At 73.0% G+C, this 17,718-nt stretch carries 17 protein-coding genes and 1 pseudogene; 10 read left to right on the top strand and 8 right to left on the bottom strand.

Annotated elements, in window-relative coordinates:
* Positions 1-93: 93 nt before the first annotated feature.
* The gene (locus tag DTL70_RS33005) at positions 94-543 is read left to right on the top strand and encodes a YunG family protein (RefSeq protein WP_242752269.1); all 450 of its coding nucleotides are present in this window, start codon (positions 94-96) and stop codon (positions 541-543) included.
* A 154-nt stretch (positions 544-697) separates the two neighbouring features.
* Here the strand turns inward: DTL70_RS33005 and DTL70_RS33000 are convergent.
* From DTL70_RS33000 to DTL70_RS32990, 3 genes and pseudogenes are all read right to left on the bottom strand, one after another.
* A pseudogene (locus tag DTL70_RS33000) lies at positions 698-799 on the bottom strand (zinc-binding dehydrogenase); the annotation flags it as partial.
* Positions 800-836: 37 nt separating this feature from the next.
* A complete protein-coding gene (locus DTL70_RS32995; protein WP_423835613.1) occupies positions 837-1,235 on the bottom strand; it encodes a GNAT family N-acetyltransferase in 399 nt (132 codons plus the stop codon).
* Between the two features lie 400 nt (positions 1,236-1,635).
* Positions 1,636-2,196 carry a DUF2269 domain-containing protein gene (locus DTL70_RS32990; protein WP_114025689.1) on the bottom strand — a complete coding sequence of 187 codons (561 nt, stop codon included), beginning with the start codon at positions 2,194-2,196 and terminating at the stop codon, positions 1,636-1,638.
* Positions 2,197-2,329: 133 nt separating this feature from the next.
* Between DTL70_RS32990 and DTL70_RS32985 the strand changes: the two genes are divergently transcribed.
* The 3 genes from DTL70_RS32985 to DTL70_RS35030 all read left to right on the top strand — a co-directional run bounded on the left by DTL70_RS32985 (position 2,330) and on the right by DTL70_RS35030 (position 6,927).
* Complete coding sequence (locus tag DTL70_RS32985) at positions 2,330-3,040, top strand: HAD family hydrolase (protein WP_114025688.1); 711 nt, start codon at positions 2,330-2,332, stop codon at positions 3,038-3,040.
* A gap of 210 nt (positions 3,041-3,250) precedes the next feature.
* Positions 3,251-4,801: a globin domain-containing protein gene (locus DTL70_RS32980; protein WP_114025687.1), complete on the top strand. Its 1,551-nt coding sequence runs from the start codon at positions 3,251-3,253 to the stop codon at positions 4,799-4,801.
* A gap of 83 nt (positions 4,802-4,884) precedes the next feature.
* On the top strand, positions 4,885-6,927 hold the full coding sequence (locus DTL70_RS35030) for a pyridoxamine 5'-phosphate oxidase family protein (RefSeq protein WP_342776528.1): 2,043 nt from the start codon (positions 4,885-4,887) through the stop codon (positions 6,925-6,927).
* A 43-nt stretch (positions 6,928-6,970) separates the two neighbouring features.
* Here DTL70_RS35030 and DTL70_RS32970 read toward each other — a convergent pair whose 3' ends face one another.
* Positions 6,971-7,471: an NUDIX domain-containing protein gene (locus DTL70_RS32970; protein ID WP_114025717.1), complete on the bottom strand. Its 501-nt coding sequence runs from the start codon at positions 7,469-7,471 to the stop codon at positions 6,971-6,973.
* 299 nt (positions 7,472-7,770) lie between these two features.
* Between DTL70_RS32970 and DTL70_RS32965 the strand changes: the two genes are divergently transcribed.
* Positions 7,771-8,730, top strand: a complete 960-nt coding sequence (locus tag DTL70_RS32965; RefSeq protein ID WP_245980317.1) for a BRO-N domain-containing protein — start codon at positions 7,771-7,773, stop codon at positions 8,728-8,730.
* A 247-nt stretch (positions 8,731-8,977) separates the two neighbouring features.
* Here DTL70_RS32965 and thiC read toward each other — a convergent pair whose 3' ends face one another.
* Positions 8,978-10,786, bottom strand: a complete 1,809-nt coding sequence (gene thiC / locus DTL70_RS32960; RefSeq protein ID WP_114025685.1) for a phosphomethylpyrimidine synthase ThiC — start codon at positions 10,784-10,786, stop codon at positions 8,978-8,980.
* 289 nt (positions 10,787-11,075) lie between these two features.
* Between thiC and DTL70_RS32955 the strand changes: the two genes are divergently transcribed.
* Positions 11,076-12,572: a YibE/F family protein gene (locus tag DTL70_RS32955; RefSeq protein ID WP_181861163.1), complete on the top strand. Its 1,497-nt coding sequence runs from the start codon at positions 11,076-11,078 to the stop codon at positions 12,570-12,572.
* Between the two features lie 55 nt (positions 12,573-12,627).
* On the opposite strand, the gene DTL70_RS32950 is transcribed toward DTL70_RS32955, so the two are convergent.
* Entirely contained in the window at positions 12,628-12,849 is a 222-nt protein-coding gene (locus tag DTL70_RS32950) for a DUF5326 family protein (protein WP_114025684.1), read from the bottom strand.
* 177 nt (positions 12,850-13,026) lie between these two features.
* A complete protein-coding gene (locus tag DTL70_RS32945; RefSeq protein WP_114025683.1) occupies positions 13,027-13,344 on the bottom strand; it encodes a cupin domain-containing protein in 318 nt (105 codons plus the stop codon).
* A gap of 94 nt (positions 13,345-13,438) precedes the next feature.
* Between DTL70_RS32945 and DTL70_RS32940 the strand changes: the two genes are divergently transcribed.
* From DTL70_RS32940 to DTL70_RS32925, 4 genes are all read left to right on the top strand, one after another.
* Complete coding sequence (locus tag DTL70_RS32940; protein ID WP_114025682.1) at positions 13,439-13,810, top strand: phage holin family protein; 372 nt, start codon at positions 13,439-13,441, stop codon at positions 13,808-13,810.
* A gap of 5 nt (positions 13,811-13,815) precedes the next feature.
* Positions 13,816-14,310, top strand: coding sequence for a low molecular weight protein-tyrosine-phosphatase (locus tag DTL70_RS32935; protein ID WP_114025681.1), 495 nt, complete (start codon positions 13,816-13,818; stop codon positions 14,308-14,310).
* Entirely contained in the window at positions 14,310-15,296 is a 987-nt protein-coding gene (locus DTL70_RS32930) for a fructosamine kinase family protein (protein WP_114025680.1), read from the top strand. The genes DTL70_RS32935 and DTL70_RS32930 overlap by 1 nt, the downstream gene beginning before the upstream one ends.
* A gap of 69 nt (positions 15,297-15,365) precedes the next feature.
* On the top strand, positions 15,366-16,598 hold the full coding sequence (locus DTL70_RS32925; protein WP_114025679.1) for a cystathionine gamma-lyase: 1,233 nt from the start codon (positions 15,366-15,368) through the stop codon (positions 16,596-16,598).
* Between the two features lie 3 nt (positions 16,599-16,601).
* Here DTL70_RS32925 and DTL70_RS32920 read toward each other — a convergent pair whose 3' ends face one another.
* A complete protein-coding gene (locus tag DTL70_RS32920) occupies positions 16,602-17,570 on the bottom strand; it encodes a hypothetical protein (RefSeq protein WP_114025678.1) in 969 nt (322 codons plus the stop codon).
* Between the last annotated feature and the right edge of the window lie 148 nt (positions 17,571-17,718).

The raw sequence follows: 17,718 nt of genomic DNA, 5'->3' as shown, positions 1-17,718 counted from the left end.
TGGGGTGGGGGCTCCCCTCAGTGTGGCGGGATCGTGTCCTCCCGTCGCACTCTCCAGGGGTCGTTGTCAGTGGTGTGGGGCATGCTTGCGGGCATGAGTGTGGATGCGGTCGAGGTTGCCGGTGTGGGCGTGGGTGCGGGGGAGTTGGGGCGGATAGACGGCGGGCTGGGCCGGCTCGAGTGGGCCCTGCGTCAGTCCTGGGGCGCGGACACGTGCTCGCCGGACGACCTGGCCCGTGCCGGCTGGAGCCCGGCCAACCCCTCCTGGGGCCAGTGCGATGTCACCGCCCTGGTGGTGCACGATCTGCTGGGCGGCGAGCTGATGTGCGGGGAGGTGTACGCGGTCAACGGCGAGCAGCAGGGTTTCCACTGGTGGAACCGGCTGCCGGGCGGCCGTGAGATAGACCTCACGCGGGATCAGTTCCGTGCCGGTCAGGTCGTCACGGAGGGCGTCACCGTGCCCCGCCCGGTGGGTCGCCCGCTGCGCCGGGCGGCGGAGTACACGCTGTTGCGCGGTCGTGTGCGGGCCCGGCTCGGCAGGTGACGGCGGAGCGGCCGCGCTCGCCCGGCGGGCGAGCGGGCCGGCTGGCCCACTGGCCGGCTCCGTCCGGGTGGGTCCGTTCCCGGTGGGTGGTCCCGGTGGGGTAGGCCCGAGGCGCCGTGCCGGTGCCTCGCCGAGTGGCGCGCCCGCCGGCCGCTCACGGGATCAGCGGGACCTTGCCGAGGTTGCGGCGGCTCTCGATGAGCGCGTGGGCCTCGGTCGCGTCCTTCAGGGGGAACGCGGCGGCGACGGCGGGACGGAGGGCGCCCTCGGGCGGCCGGTGCGAACGGGAGGACTCAGGCCAGCGGCATCTTGAAGCCGAGGTGTGAGGCCTCGAAGCCGAGCCGTTCGTAGAAGCGGTGCGCGTCGACGCGGGTGGCGTCGGAGGTGAGCTGCACCAGCACGCAGTCCTGCCGGCGTGCCTCGGCGATCGCCCACTCGATGAGCCAGGTGCCGAGTCCCTCGCCCCGGGCGTCGGCATGGATGCGTACGGCCTCGATCAGCGCGCGGGCGGCCCCGCGGCGCGACAGGCCGGGGATGACGGTCAGGTGCAGCGTGCCGACCGGCTTGCCGTCGCGTTCGGCGACGACCAGGTGCTGCTGCGGATCGGGGTCGATGCGGCTGAACGCGGCGCGGTAGGGCGCCATGTCGGCAGGCGTCTCGCGGGCGGCCCCGAGCGGGTCGTCGGCGAGCATGGCGACGATCGCGGGGAGGTCCTCGGCGGTGGCCCTGCGCACGGTGAACCCCGCGTCGGGCGACTCGGTGGGTGACTCGGCGGGCGCGGCCGAGCCGGTGGATGCGGTGGTCATCCTCCGCACTTTACGCCCCGGGCGGCGCCGGCCGACCGGTTACGCCGGTGCCGGAGCGAACTCGCGGACGGCGGCGACCAGGGGACGAGTTCGGGCCGCTCGGCGGCGGATCCGAGGGTTTCCTCGAGCGCCGCGTCGTGGGCGGGGCGGGCGGCTTCGAGGAGGGCGCACCCCTCCTCGCCGACGTCCGTGCAGACGCCCCGCGCCTGGTCCGGCGCCCCGGAGTGGACCTCGGGGCGTGCCGTGGAACGGACCTCGGGGCGTGTCCCGGAGCGGACTTCGGGGGTCAGCTGTCCCGGCGCGCCACTCCGCCGGTACCCGCCGGGGCTGAGCGGGCCACGCGCCGCGCGGGGGCGGCGGCCCGGTGGCGCCGCCCCCGCGCCGTCAGCCCCCACGGCTTGAGGACGGAGATCACCGTCATGAAGACGTACGCGCTCAGGGAGAGGGCGGGCGGGATCACCAGCTCGAACGGCAGGACGGGCCGGCCCGCCACCACGTCGGCCACCGTGCTGTCGATCCGTACGCGGAAGGCCAGCACGCTCGCCAGCGCGGCGGCGGCGGTGAGCCAGAACTTGACCCACACCCACCAGTGCCGCGCCAGCCCCCACGGGGTGCCCAGGGAGAGGAGGAGACCGGTGCCCAGGGTGAGCAGGGCGAGTGGGCCGACGAGCCAGTCGCCGTACACCTTCATGGAGCGGTACGAGGCCTCCGCCACCGTCGCGGAGCCGGTGAGCGCCGCGGTGAGGCCGAGAGCCAGCAGGCACAGCGTCGTGCCCAGCCAGCCGGCCGAGGCGCAGACGTGGAGCGCGAGGGTGCCTTTGCGGGCACGTCGGGTCAGTCGCCGCATACCGCCGAGTCTGTGTCCGGCGGGCCCCGGCGGCGTCTGACGGCGGGAGTATCCGCGGCTACTCGCGGCCGAGTACGGCAGGGTGTGGCCGCCAGGTGCCGGCTGCCGTCCGCGGGCTCGTACGATCGCGGGTATGGACCCGGCTGAGTACGTGAGCGCACCGCAGGCGCCGGGACGACGGCGCCCCCGACTGCACCTCTTCGACCTCGACGGCACCCTGTTGTACGGCTCCGCTGCCGCCGTCGAGATCGCGCAGCAACTCGGCGTCGAGCGGGAGATCCGCACCCTGGAACGCGCGTTCGCGCAGCGCGAGTTGACCCCGCCGCAGTTCGCCGCGCGGGCGTGCGCGCTGTGGGCGGAGCTGACCGACGAGATCGTCGAGGCGGCCTTCACCGGCGCGCCGTGGCTGGCGGGCATCCGGGAGGTGTGGGAACAGATCAGGGCGAACGGGGAGCACTGCGCGGTGATTTCCCTCTCGCCGGATTTCTTTGTGCGGCGACTACGGGATTGGGGGGCGGACGCTACACACGGTTCACGGTGGCCGGAGGTTCCCCGCGCAATGCCGAACGGAAGTGCGAGGTATCCCACGCGGCCGGTGGACCCCGCCGGGATTCTCTCTCCGTCCTCGAAGGTGAAGATCGCGCAGGAACTCTGTGCCCAATTCGGGGTGGCGTCACGCGACTGCGTGGCCTACGGCGACTCCCTCTCCGACGCCGAGCTGTTCGCCACCGTGCCCGTCTCGGTCGCCGTCAACGCCGATGAGCATGTGCGTTCCCTCGCGTCGTACCACTATGCGGGACGCGATCTGCGCGAGGCGTACGGGCTGGTTCCGCCGCCACGGTAATTCACTTCGGTGTTCCGAATGGCGGAATTCGCCGGAACAGCGAACGGGGGTTGTGGAGCGAAGCCTTCACGGTATGGTCGGGTCCCTCCCGCATCGTGCTGGAGAACTGCGAAGGTTTCCACGCGCGATGTTCACAGGGGGCGGATTGCCGAAACTTTCGGAACGCGGATGGGCACGCCACATCCGGTAGAGGTACAAGGCGAGGCGAGCATGACCACCATGTCGGGCAGCGACGGTGCGTCCGCCGGTGGCAGCGGCGGACGGGGCTGGTTCACGCCCCCGCCGTCCGATGCCGCACCCGCGGAGCACACCGCGCCGACCAGCAACGGCACCACACCGGCGGCTCCGGCCCAGCAGGAACCCCCGGCCCGGCAGGGGGCCCCGGCCCAGCAGGCGCCCGCCGCGCGACAGGCGGCCCCCGTGCACCAGGCGGCGGCCCCCGCCCCGGCGGAAGCCCCCGCACACGCGGAAATCCACCCGGCCTCCGCCTCCCGAGCGGACTCGCACCCGGCAGCCGCGGGCACGCACCCGGCAACTGCGCAAACGCACCCGGCAGCTATGCAAACGCACCCGGAAGCCGCGCACCCGCACGCGCCAGCCGGGGACGTGCCCGAGGGCACCGAGCCGGGCGACACCGAGCTGATACGCGTGAGCATGGAGGAGCTGGAACGTTCCTCCGACGCCGCGACGGCGTACTTCTACGCACTGCTGTTCGTCCAGTACCCGCACCTGCGCGAGATGTTCCCCGCCGCCATGGACGGCCAGCGCGACCGGCTCTTCCGCGCGCTGCTGACCGCCGTACGCCTCCTCGACGACGGCAGACTCTTCGGCGACTACCTCGCCAACCTGGGCCGCGGACACCGCAAGTACGGGACGCTTCCCACCCACTACCCTGCCGTCGGCGAGTGCCTCATGGCGGCGCTCGCCCGCTACGCCCCCCACAGTTGGGGCCCGCGCACGGAGGCGGCCTGGGTGCGCGCCTACACCGCGATCTCCCAGCGGATGATCGACGCGGCGGCCGAGGCCGAACGCCACTCCCCCGCCTGGTGGGACGCCGAGATCGTCTCCCACGAGCGCCGCACCCCGCAGATCGCCGTGATCACCGTGCGGCCCGACCAGCCCTACCCCTTCCGCGCCGGCCAGTACACCAGCCTGGAAACCCCCTGGTGGCCCCGCGTGTGGCGGCACTACTCCTTCGCTTCGGCGCCCCGCACCGACGGACTGCTCACCTTCCACGTCAAGTCCGTACCCGCGGGATGGGTCTCCTCCTCGCTGGTGCAGCGGGCCCGCCCCGGCGACGTGCTGCGGCTCGGGCCCCCGGCGGGCTCGATGACCGTCGACCACCGCGCCGACAGCGGCCTGCTGTGCCTGGGCGGCGGCACCGGCATCGCCCCCATCAAGGCGCTGGTCGAGGACGTGGCCGGGCGGGGCACGATCCGACCCGTCGAGGTGTTCTACGGCGCCCGCACCGACCACGACCTCTACGACCTGGACACCATGCTGGGGCTCCAGGACCGCTACGACTGGCTGTCCGTACGCCCCGTCGTCGCCGCGGGCGGAGCACTGGCGGTACCCGACGCACTCGCCGGTGAAATCCCCGACGCCGTACGCCGTTACGGCCCCTGGGCCGCGTACGACGGCTACCTCTCCGGGCCGCCCGGAATGATCCGCAGCGGGGTCGAGGCGCTGGTGGGACTCGGTATCCCCACCCACCGCATACGCCACGATTCGCTCGAAGAACTGGTCGCGCAGGGGGCGTAAGTGATGAGGTGTTGCGTCGGTGACACGGGAGACCGGTCGTCGAGGACGCTGTGCAACGCTGTGGGAGGGGACGAGTGTCGGCGGTGAGTGAGGCGAACGGAAGCGGGGAGGGGCCCGCCGGGCATACGACGCCTGCCGCCGCGCGCACCGGAGCGCGTACCGAAGCGCACGTCGGTGCGCACGCCGGCTCCCCCGCGCGCGGGGGGACCGAAGCGCCCGCGGGAGCCCCGGCGGGCTTTTCCGGCGGCTTCCCGGCCGACGCCGCCGGTGCCCCGGCGCGGCGCCCCGGCAGCGCGGGCGAACACGCGCTGCAGGAACGTATCGGCTCCCAGAAGCGCGCGAACCGCTTCTACGACGACCAGATGCTCGACCACCTCAACGAGCGGATGCGCGAGTTCGTCCGCCAGCAGGAGATGTTCTTCCTCGCCACGTCCGACCGCGACGGCGAGTGCGACAACAGCTTCCGCGCGGGTCCGCCCGGGTTCCTGCGCGTGCTCGACGAGCGGACGCTGATCTTCCCCGAGTACCGGGGCAACGGTGTCCACGCCAGCCTCGGCAACCTCCAGGAGAACCCCCATGTGGGCCTCCTGCTCGTCGACTTCATCCGCGCCCGCATCGGACTGCACGTCAACGGGCGTGCCGAGGTCCTCGACGACGCCGAACTGCGCCCCTGGATACCCGACCTGCCCGAGGACCCCATACCGGGGCGGCGCGCCGTGCTGTGGGTGCGGGTCGACGTCGAAGAGGCGTACATCCACTGCGCGAAGCACATCCCCCACCTCCAGCGGGCACCGCGCCGCCCGGCCCGCGAGTGGGGCACCGACGACTACAAGCGCAAGGGCGGCGACTTCTTCGGCGCGGCACGGGACGCCCGCGCGGCCCGCGCCGCCCGCGCGGACGAGGCGGAAGAGCCGGCGGCGGCGCGGGCCCGGGCAGGCGAAGCGCCGCGTGGGTCCGCGGTGCCCGGCGCACCTGGCGAGCCGGACCGCGAGGCGCCCGCTCACGCGGGGACGCCGGCCCCCGGCGGTGACGAGACGCACGCCCTCGCGGCGGAGCGGTCCCCCGAGCGCGGGGGCACCGACCCGGCGGCCGACCCCCTGACGGACGCACCGGGCCCGGCCGCCCACCCCTCCGACGGCTTCCCCGACAGCCTCACCGACGGTCCCTCCGAGGCGCCCGGCGGGCGGCCGCCCACCCGGCCGAACACCGTCGCCCGCGGACCGTCCACCCCAGCGGTCGTCCCCGCCCAGCGATCGGCCGATTCCGCCCAGCGGTCGGTCGACGGCGACGAGCGGCCGGCCGATGCCGACGCACGCTCTGCGGATGCCTCACGGCCACCGGCGGACGCCGACCAGCGACCGGACGAGGCCACGCAGCGCTTGGCCGTCCTCACCCGGCGCATGGGCGAGACCGAGAAGAGACAGCCGGACGACACTGCGCACAGCCCCACCGGCGCAGCCGGCCAGCCGGACGACGGCCCCGCCCGGCAGAGGCAGCCCGCCGGGTATCCGGCACCGCCGACGCAGCCGCCGCACGTGCCGCAGGTGCCCCGGATGCCGGCGACACCGCCCGTGGTGGGGCCCGTTTCGGTGCCGGAGCCGGCGGCCTGGCACCCGGTGTCCGGCAACACGGCGGACGCCCCCTCGGGCCCGCCCGCGACAGGCCCTGCGCAGCCACCACCACCGGCACCCGTCCCTGCGGACGTGAGCCCTGCGACGCACGCCGACGCGAGCCCGGCGGCATACCCCGGCACGAGCCCGGCGACGTACTCCGACGCGCACACGTACGCGTACGCCGCCACATCGCCGTCCGTGGACGGCGGGGGCGGGGGTGGCGCCGTCGGGGAGACCGACTACACCATTACGCCTCCGTCCGTGCCCGCCCCGCTGCCCAGGCGGCGGCGGCACGCGGCGCCGACGCCCCCTGCCGTCCCGTCCGCACCGTCCGGCGTCTCCGCCGCCATCTCGGCGCGTTCCGGGCCCGGTTCGGCGGACGACGACGAGTACGCGCGGGACGTCTCCGCCTGGCGCCAGGAGGCCGAGCGGGCGCTGGCCGAGGCACAGCGCCGGGGCGCGGAGACCGAGGAGCCCCACCCCGACTCCGCGTTCCAGGGTTGGTTCGGTTGAGGCCTCTCGTGCGGATCCTGCCGCGCGGCCGGATTCGGGGTGCTCATCCGAGGTCGGGCGCGAGCAGGGCCCGTACCCCTTCGATGTTGGCGGCCAGATAGGAGCGCAGCGCCGCGGGCACCACGTCGACGGAGGTGACGCCCTCGGGCGTGAAGGGGAGCCGGGTGATCTCGTACCGGCCGCACGGGTTGTCGACTTCGGGCCCGTGGCGCAGCGCGGGGTTCATCGAAACGAGACGGCACACGAAGAAGTGCTGAATTTTTACGCCACCCGGAGTCTCCTTGGGGTCACTCACCGTGTCCACGAAGGCGGGCACCACGTCGGTGATCTCCGCTCCCAACTCCTCGTGGACCTCGCGGTGCAGGGCGTCCACCACCGTGCGGTCGACGTCCGGCTCGACGCCGCCGCCCGGTGTGATCCAGTACGGCTCCCGACCAGGCTTGGTGCGCTTGATGACGATCAGGTCCTCAGGACCTCGCTCGCCCCCGGGGGCGAGGAGGATGGCGCGGGCAGTCCGCTTGACCACTGGGCGTGCGACGAACATGCAGGAGGTCTGGCCCAAGTGGGCGTAGGTCAAACCCTCCGCTTAGGTAACTGTGTGTGTCCGGGCGAGCAAATCTCTCGATACGCCTATATCGATAAGTGATTGGACACTGACGCTGGGTCAACTATTGTGGAGGCCCCGCGCAGCTTCGCGCGTAGAGCCGGGCGGTTCGTGGCAAGAGGGGGGAGCCACGAACCGCCCTTTGTGTGCGCACCACTTCACTCGTTCGAGTTAACGAACGCTAACCGGGCCCGAGTTCGACGGATGAGCTGCTTGTGTGAGCATCGGAGGTGATGCTCATGAACGAGCAGTGGCAAGACGCCATCGACATCAACGACTTCGTGTACGCGGCCACCGGAGCACGCGTACGGAGACTGACGCTGCCGGACGGCCGGCACTGGTTCCCGGCCGCCGACGTCGCCCGGGAACTGGGACACACGAACGCCAGCGAGGCGTTGCGACGACACGTGCCCGAGGACATGCGAACCCCTCTCGAAACCCTCATTTCCCGTGAGGGTTGGCTTGTTCCGCCAGGTCAGGGACTCAAGAAGTCGATGACGATGTTGAGTCTCGGCGGCCTCATCCGCCTCGTCAACGGCTGCGTGAAACGCGAGTGCGAGCCGTTCAAGAACTGGATCACCGAAGTCGTCGTCAAAGTACAGCGCGAGGGCACCTACACCCTGGAGAAGGCGGAAGTCCAACCGCGGGAAGCCGACGGCCCGACGGCCTACGCGATGCCGGCGGCGGTCGCGGACGCCATCGTGCGGCTGGAGGAGCACAACCTGCGCATGGACGAGGAGTGGCTGGCGCAGCGGCGCGAGGAGCGGAGGTTCGAGAGCGGGGTGACGGCCGCGCACCAGGAGATGCTGGCGCAGCACCAGGAGATGCTCGCGCAGCACCGGGAGATCATCGGCCTGCTGGGCCGGCTCGTCGAGAACACGGACCCGGGGCACCGGGAGGTGCACTCCGCCCCGGCCCCCGCCCCGCAGCGTTCCGCGGGTGCCGTCTCGTTGCTGTCGCTCTGGGAGCGGAACCAGTTGGCGATCACCAAGGACGTGTGGCCGGTGGCCGCGTTGATGGCGGGGATGCTGACGGTGCACGGCGAGGCGCGGGTCTGCATGGAGGAGGTGGTGGGCCGCACGGGCCTGCCGCAGGAGAAGGTGCTGGCGGCGCTGCGGTTGCTGCTGCGCCACAACTGCGTGCGGCAGCGGGGGGTGGACCCGGAGGGCGCGCATGTGTATGTGCTTCCCGGCGCGTAGCGTCGCGCCCCTGTGTACGTGCTCCCCGGCGCGGAGCCGCCCACGCGCACGGGCGCATGCTTCCCGGCGCCCGGCGCCCGGCGCCCGGCGCCCGGCGCCCGGCGCCCGGCGCCCGGCGCCCGGCGCCCGGCGCCCCGCGCTTGGAGCCGGCGCCCGGCGCGCGTGGGTGGGGCCCGAAGTCGCACCTCCAACGTGCGGCTTCGGGCCCCGGTGGGACTCTACACAGCCGTCCCGGGTGTCCGGGTGGTCATTCGGCCATCGGCAGGTACACGCGGTTGCCCGCGGCGGCGAACTCGCGGGACTTCTCGGCCATTCCGGCCTCGACCTCGTCCATGGTGGCGCCGTGTCGCTCGCGGATCTCCTGGGAGATCTTCATGGAGCAGAACTTGGGGCCGCACATGGAGCAGAAGTGTGCGGTCTTGGCGGGTTCGGCGGGGAGGGTCTCGTCATGGAAGTAGCGGGCGGTGTCGGGGTCGAGGGCCAGGTTGAACTGGTCCTCCCAGCGGAACTCGAAGCGGGCGTCGGACAGGGCGTCGTCCCAGCCCTGCGCACCGGGGTGCCCCTTGGCGAGGTCGGCGGCGTGGGCGGCGATCTTGTAGGTGATGACGCCTGTCTTGACGTCGTCCTTGTCGGGCAGCCCCAGGTGTTCCTTGGGGGTGACGTAGCAGAGCATCGCGGTGCCCCACCAGCCGATCATCGCGGCGCCGATGCCGCTGGTGATGTGGTCGTAGGCGGGCGCGATGTCCGTGGTGAGGGGGCCCAGGGTGTAGAAGGGGGCCTCCTCGCAGACCTCCTGCTGCCGGTCGACGTTCTCCTTGATCTTGTGCATGGGGACGTGGCCCGGGCCCTCGATCATGGTCTGCACGTCGTGCGCCTTGGCGATGCGGTTGAGCTCGCCGAGGGTGTCCAACTCGGCCATCTGCGCGGTGTCGTTGGCGTCGGCGATGGATCCGGGGCGCAGCCCGTCGCCGAGGGAGAACGTCACGTCGTAGGCGCGCAGGATCTCGCACAGTTCGCTGAAGTGCTCGTACAGGAAGCTCTCCCTGTGGTGGGCGAGGCACCAGGCGGCCATGATGGAGCCGCCGCGCGAGACGATGCCGGTCTTGCGGCGTGCCGTCAGGGGGACGTACCGGAGCAGGACGCCGGCGTGGACCGTCATGTAGTCGACGCCCTGTTCGCACTGTTCGAGGACGGTGTCCTTGTACACGTCCCAGGAGAGTTCCTCGGCCTTGCCGTCCACCTTCTCCAGCGCCTGGTAGAGCGGGACGGTGCCGATGGGGACGGGGGAGTTGCGCAGCACCCATTCCCGGGTGGTGTGGATGTTGCGCCCCGTGGACAGGTCCATGACGGTGTCGGTGCCCCAGCGGGTCGCCCACGTCATCTTCTCGACCTCCTCCTCGATGGAGGAGGTGACGGCGGAGTTGCCGATGTTGGCGTTGACCTTCACCAGGAAGTTCTTCCCGATGATCATCGGTTCGGTCTCGGGGTGGTTGACGTTGGCGGGGAGGACGGCACGGCCGCCGGCGATCTCGTCCCTGACGAACTCGGGCGTCAGGCTCTCGCGGAGTGCGACGTACTCCATCTCCGGCGTGATCTCGCCCCGCTTGGCGTACGCGAGCTGGGTGACGGCTGCCCCGTCGCGGCCCCGGCGCGGCTGGCGTGGCCGGCCGGGGAAGACGGCGTCCAGGCCGGCCAGGTCACTCGATCCGCTCCGCAGCAGTCCGCCGCGTGGGCTGGTGTGCTTGAGGCCGTCGTCCTCGGGCCGCAGCGCGCGGCCCGCGTACTCCTCGGTGTCCCCCCTCTGGATGATCCAGTTCTCGCGCAGCGGTGCGAGGCCGCGGCGTACGTCGGTGTCGATGGCGGGGTCGGTGTACGGCCCGGAGGTGTCGTAGAGCGTCACGTCCTTGCCGTTGGTGAGATGCACGCGTCGGACGGGCACCCGGATGTCCGGGCGCGGTCCTTGCAGATATCCCTTGTGCGAGCCGGTGGCGTGCTGCGCGGGCTCGGCGGTGTCCGAGGTGTTCTCGGGGCGCGCGTGTGCATCCTGCGTGGTCATGAGACCCACTCCCTACGCCGGCATTACCCGGTAACAGGTTCGGCGGTCGGCACAGCGGCTCCCGTGGTTCCCTCCACGGAGGTCAGCGCCCTCTCAGCCCCGTGCTCGGAGCTCCCGCGATGTGCAAAGGCGTCTCTACGCTAACGGCACACCGCCCGTACTGAACACCCCGCATGGCCGTTCTTGCGATGATCGGTCGGTGACCGACTCGCACTCGCCGGACCAACCGACGCCCCACCGCGGCCCCGCGCCCGGCTCCGCCCACCCCCCGGGCCCTGGCCACCCACCTGTGCCGAACCACCCCGCGCAGAACCACCCTCCCGCGCAGGGGGAGGCGTACGGCCACACCGCCGCGCAAGGCCACGCTCCCACCCACGGGGGAAGCATCCACGGCGGCCACAGCCACGGAAACGGGGGCGGGCAGGGGCACGGGCACGGGCACGGGCACAGCCACGGTCCTGCGGCGCCCGTCTCCCGGCATCTGCGGAAGGTGATCGCCGCCGTGCTCGTGCCGTTCGCGGTGGCGGTGCTGGCGGGGCTGGTGGTGCTGTGGCCGGGCGGGACGCCGGGGCACCAGGACGCTCACTCGGGTGTCGGCTTCGACCGGCCGACGTTCGGCGCGAAGGTGACCAAGCTGGTCGAGGTCGACTGCTCCGACGTCAACGTCCGCCAGCCGCCGTCCGGTTCGCCCGGCGGCTCCGCCGGGCAGTCGGGCGGCGGGGCGGGGGGTGCGCACGGCCCGTGCCGCAAGGCGACGGTGGAGGTCACCGAGGGCAAGGGCGCGGGGCGGACGTTCACGGAGGTCGTCACCCCGGACGCCACCCGTACCTACGAGGTCGGTCAGAAGGTCGTGGTCGGGTACTCGGAGAAGGCGCCGCGCGAGTTGCAGTACAGCGTCGTCGACACCAATCGCGACGTGCCCATGCTGTTGCTCGCCGGTGTGTTCGCGCTCGTGGTGGTGCTGGTGGGGCGGCTGCGCGGGGTGTTGGCTCTGGTGGGGCTGGTCATCAGCTTCGCGGTGCTGACGCTGTTCATCCTGCCGGCGATACTCCAGGGATCGAATCCGCTGGTGGTGGCGGTGATCGGGGGCAGCGCCATCATGCTGTCGACGCTCTACCTGTGCCACGGTCTGTCGGCCCGCACCTCGGTGGCGGTGCTGGGGACGCTGGTGTCGCTGCTGCTGATCGGGGTGCTGGGGTCGCTGTTCATCGACTGGGCCCAGTTGACCGGCAACACCGACGACCAGACGGGGCTGGTGCACGGGCTGTATCCCGGCATCGAGATCCGGGGGCTGCTGCTGGCCGGGGTGCTGATCGGCTCGCTCGGCGTGCTGGACGATGTGACGGTCACCCAGACGTCGGCGGTGTGGGAGCTGCGGGAGGCGGATCCGGGGGCGAGCCGGCGCACGATCTACCGCTCCGCCATGCGCATCGGGCGGGACCACATCGCGTCCGTCGTCAACACGCTGGTGCTGGCGTACGCGGGTGCCGCGCTGCCGCTGCTGCTGTTGTTCTCCATCGCGCGCAGTGACGTGACGATGGTCGCCACGAGCGAGGTGGTCGCCGAGGAGATCGTCCGGACCCTGGTCGGCTCCATCGGTCTCGTCGCCTCGGTGCCGGTGACGACGCTGCTGGCGGCCCTGGTCGTCTCCGCCGACCGCTCGCGCGCCGCGTCCGCGGCCGTGCCGGCGCCCGCAGCGGTGTCGGCGGCGTCGGCCGCCGTCCCGGCCTCCGCGTCCGTCCCCGCTCCCAACCGCCGGGGTGGCCGCCGGCGCAAGCCGAAGTGACGCCGCTCCCGGTGACGAGCGCGCGGAGCCGCTCGTCACCGCGGAAGGCGGGCGGTCACCAGTCGCTGCGGGACGAGGAGGAGCCGGACTTGAAGCGGCGGACGAGGTAGACGACACCGCCGACCAGGGCGACGAAGACCAGGATCTTGAACAGCAGGCCGATCAGGAAGCCGACCAGGCTGGCGATCAGGCCGCCGAAGACGACGAGCGCGATCACCGGTATGACGATCCAGGTGACCCACCAGGGGAGGGAGGCGAGGCTGCCTTTCGTGTCCATGACTGTGTGCTCCGTCTCTGGGTGTGTGTGAAGGCGGCGTGCCCTCTGACATCGATGCTAGAGGGGTCCGCAAGACGGTGGGGCCGCTCGTGCCCCGGTCCTCCCCTGAACCCGACCCTGACGTAACCCTGAATCGGCGGCGGCCCGCGAGGGCGGAAAGCCCCCGGACGCGGCTGCTCAGCTCTCGGGGGGCGAGAAGACCACGAGTACGCGCAGGTCCTCGGTGATGTGGTGGAACTTGTGCGGTGTCCGCGCCGGTACGTGGACGACGCTGCCCCGCGCGACCTGCGTCGTCTCCGCGCCGACGGTGAGGGAGCCGCGGCCGCTGACGACGAAGTAGATCTCGTCCTGTTCGTGCGGCTGCTGCGGGTCGGCGGTGCCCGCGTCGAGCGCGTAGAGGCCGGCGGACATGTTCCTCTCCCGCAGGAACCTCAGGTACGCGCCGTCGTGCGCGGCCCGCTCCGCTTCCAGGTCATCCAGCCGGAAAGCCTTCACCGTCGTCCCTTCCTCCGGGCCGGTACGCCGCCCGGTCCGCTTCCACCGGCCACCGGCCGTACGCTCCGGCGTCGATCTCTGCCACGATCTGGGTATGAACTTCCTCATCAAGACGCTGGCCAACGCCGCGGCGCTCGCCGTGGCGACCTGGCTGCTCAGCGACATCGAGCTGACCGGCGGATCGGGGGGCGAGAAGGCGCTGACGCTGATCGTCGTCGCCCTGATCTTCGGCGTCGTCAACGTCGTGGTCAAGCCGGTGGTCAAGCTGCTGTCCCTGCCGCTGCTGGTGCTGACGCTGGGCCTGTTCACGCTGGTGATCAACGCGCTGATGCTGATGCTGACCTCCTGGGTGGCGGACAAGCTGGACGTGAGCTTCCACGTGGACGGGTTCGGCACGGCGTTCCTCGGCGGCCTGATCATCTCGGTCGTCTCCTGGGCGCTGAACATGGTTCTGGACCGGGACTGAGGCGCATGTACCGCGTCTGTTTCGTGTGCACGGGCAACATCTGCCGCTCGCCCATGGCCGAGGCCGTCTTCCGCGCGCACGTGCGGGACGCGGGGCTGGACGGGCTGGTGGAGGTCGGCAGCGCGGGGACGGGCAGCTGGCACCTGGGCGAGGCCGAGGACTCCCGTACGACGGCGGTGCTGCGGGAGGCGGGCTATCCACTCAGCCACGCCGCACGTCAGTTCGAGGCCGAGTGGTTCGAGCGGTACGACCTGATCGTCGCCCTCGACGCGGGCCACGCCGCCGAACTGCGCGCCCTCGCCCGCACCACGGACCAGGCCGCGCGGGTACGGCTGCTGCGCTCCTACGACCCCGAGGCCGAGCCGGAGGACCTGAGCGTCCCCGACCCCTACTACGGCGGCGAGCGCGGCTTCACGGCGTGCCTGGAGATGGTCGAGGCGGCGGTACCCGGGCTGCTCTCGGAGGTCGGTGCGGCCCTCGAGGCGCGGGAGGGAGGCTGATGGCCCCGGCCGGCGGCGGGGACTCCGGCACCGGGCGCCCCCTCGCCGGGAGCCCCGGCGCCGTCCCGCCGCCGCGCCCCGTCGCCCGTACGGCGGCACTGCTCGGGCGGCCCGCGACGGCCGCCACCCCGACGGGCGGCGGCTCGATCTGCGACGCCTACCGGGTCGAACTCGGCGAGGAAAGCGGGGGTGCGCCCGGACCAGGAGGGCCCGGGCCCGGCCCCCGCACCGTCTTCGCCAAGGCGCTGGACGCCGCGCCCGCCGACTTCTTCGCCGCCGAGGCGGCGGGGCTGGCCCGGCTGCGGGCGACCGGTACCGTCCCGGTGCCCGAGGTGGTGGCCGTCGCGCGGGACGTGCTCGTCCTTGAGTGGCTGGAGCCGGGCCCGCCGGACCGCGCGGCGGCCGAGCGGCTGGGGCGGGGGCTGGCGGCGCTGCACGCGAGCCCCGCGCCCTCGTGGGGCACACCGGGGGAGCCCTGCTACCTGGGCCCGCTGCCGTTGACCTCGCCGCGCGAGCCGGTGGCGGAACCGGACGCCTGGCCCCGCTTCCACGCCGAGAGGCGGCTGGAGCCCCTGCTGCGGGCCGCCGTCGACAGCGGCCACCTCGCGCCGCCGGACGCGCGGGACGTCGAGCGGCTGTGCGAACGGCTGGGGGACGAGGCCGTGTCGGGGCCGCCGCAGCCGCCCGCCGTCATCCACGGCGACCTGTGGTCGGGCAACGTCCACTGGACGGCGGAAGGCCAGGCCCGGCTCATCGACCCCGCGGCCCAGGGCGGCCACCCCGAGACCGACCTGGCGATGCTCCAGCTGTTCGGCTGCCCCGAACTGCCCCGCATCCTCGCCGCCTACGAGGAGGTACGGCCGCTCCCCGGCCGCCAGGCGCGGGTACCGCTGCACCAGTTGCAGCACCTCCTCGTCCACGCGGTCCTCTTCGGCGGCGGATACGGTGCACAGAGCGGCGCCGCGGCCCGCGCGGCCCTGGGCTGAGCCCACCTGCGAAGGCGGGTCCTGCGCCGGGCACGGACGAACGGGTGAGCGCCACCAGGAGGCACCACGATGACCCCGACCCCACCGGACGACACACGGCCCCTGACCGGATCAGGCCTCGACTACGGGCCCGCCGGCGACGGCGACGGCACCCGCGTGGTCCGCGCCGGACTCCCGAGCGAGGAGCCCTACGAGCCGCCGCTGCCGGGCCCCGTCTTCGCCGCGCACTACCACCTGCCGGGCGAGGTCGAGGGCGCGCCGTACGCCTACGGGCGGGACGCCAACCCGACCTGGACGCGGCTGGAGCGGGCCATCGCCGAGCTGGAGGCGCCCGAGGACCCCGAGGCGGAGGTGGTCGTCTTCTCCTCGGGCATGGGCGCGATCTCCGCGGTGCTGCTCTCCCTGACGCGGCCGGGGCAGACGGTGGTGCTGCCCTGCGACGGCTACAACCTGCTGGCCGCTCTCCGCGAGCGCCTGGAGGGCTTCGGCGTCCGGGTGCGGACGGCCCCCACGGGCGGTGACGCGCAGCTGTCCGAGGTGGAGGGCGCGAACCTGCTGTGGCTGGAGACGCCGTCCAACCCCGGTCTCGACGTGTGCGACATCCGCAGGCTCGCGCACGCGGCGCACGAGCAGGGCGCGCTGGTGGCGGTCGACAACACGCTGGCCACGCCGCTCGGTCAGCGGCCGCTGCTGCTGGGCGCCGACATCTCCGTGGCCAGCGGCACCAAGGCGCTCACCGGCCACGGCGACGTGCTGCTCGGCTACGTCGCCACCCGTTCGCCCGAGGTCGCCGCGGCGGTGCGGGCCTGGCGCAAGACGGTCGGCGCGATCCCGGGGCCGATGGAGGCGTGGCTGGCGCACCGTTCGCTGGCGACGCTGGAGGTGCGCACGCAGCGCCAGGCGGGCAACGCGCTGGCGGTCGCCGAGGCGTTGGCGGCGCGCCCCGAGGTCGGCGACGTCCGCCATCCGGGGCTGACCGACGACCCGGCGCACGCGCTGGCCTCCCACCAGATGAGCCGCTACGGCTGCGTCGTCTCCTTCACCCTGCCGGACCAGGCACACGCCAACCGTTTCCTCGCCCGGCTGCGGCTGGTGGGCGACGCCACCAGCTTCGGCGGCGTCCGCTCGACGGCCGAGCGCCGCGGGCGCTGGGGCGGCGACCCGGTCCCGGAGGGTTTCGTGCGGCTGTCGGTGGGTGTGGAGGACAGCGCGGACCTGGTCAGGGACATCCGCCGCGCGCTGGACGCCTCGGCGGCCCCCGAGTCCGGGACCGGTGCGGACGGTCTCGGCGGGGCGGTGTGAGGGTCAGGCGGGCGGGGTGTCGGGGCCGCCGTACTCCGGGCTGGAGTAGTCGGGGCTGCTGAAGCGCGGTCGCGCGGCGGTCTCCTCGGCGGTCGGCGCCTCGGACGCGGGGCGGCTGGAGAACCCGGGGTGCGAGTAGCCGAGCCGGCTGGGGCGCGGCACGAACGCGGCGGGGGCCTGTTCGGCACCGTCCGGATCGGCCAGTGCGTCCCGCAGGAACGGCAGGATGCCGTGTTCGAGCAGCGCCTCGTGCCAGGCGGTACGCGCCTGCGCCACCTTCTGGGCCAGCTCGCCGCCGGAATCGCCGCCCGCGCCGCCCGACGAGTGACGGGCCGGACTCGCCCCGTTGCGCAGGGCCATCAGCAGCAGGCCCGCCAGCGCGAGCACGATCCCGGCCGCGGCGAGCGCGGCGAAGATCCAGCCGACGCCGCGGATCGGCCCGGCGACCGCGGGCTCGGGCGAGAGCAGGCGCAGCGAGTAGCCCAGCAGCAGGAAGATGACGGCTGCGGTGGCCGCGAGGACGGGGGCCAGCACCGAGACCATGGCCACGAGGCCGGCGCCGGACGCCTCCGCGAGGGTCTCGCCGCCCATCGCGCCGACCAGCCGCTCGCCGACGCTCGTGCCGCCGCCCGCTCCCGGCCCCCGGAGTTCGGGGCCGGTGCCGCCGCCCGCCTCGGTGACGTCGCCCGAGCCGGACGCGGGCGGGGTGCGGGAGTCGGGGACGGCGGGCGTGGTGTGGGAATGGCGCAGTTCTTCGCGCAGGCGTACGAATTGCTGGTATTCGGCTTCGGCGCACGCGGCTATGGCCGTGGCGGCGCTGAGCGCCATCGTGCGCAGTTGGTCGGCGTTGAGCCGCCGGCCGAGCGCCGCGAGGTCGGGGCGGCGGTGAGCGGTGCGCAGTGCTTCGTCGAGGACCCGCTCGAACTCGGGCCGGTCTTCACGCAGCAGGTGCGGAGCGCTGTTCATGTGCATCCCCCGATGCTCCGTAGGGCGTAGGGCCTAGGTGGCCGGTCGAGGGGCGGGGCAGGTCTGGTCAGCGAGTGGAGAACTTCTTTCGATGTGTCACGCCGATGGTAGAGCTGTTGCCGCACTCCGTGACAGGCAGTTCCCGGAATTGACC

The sequence above is a fragment of the Streptomyces diacarni genome, from assembly GCF_003323715.1.
GTDB classification, from domain to species: domain Bacteria; phylum Actinomycetota; class Actinomycetes; order Streptomycetales; family Streptomycetaceae; genus Streptomyces; species Streptomyces diacarni.
This window is presented reverse-complemented; position numbering and strand designations above follow the sequence as displayed.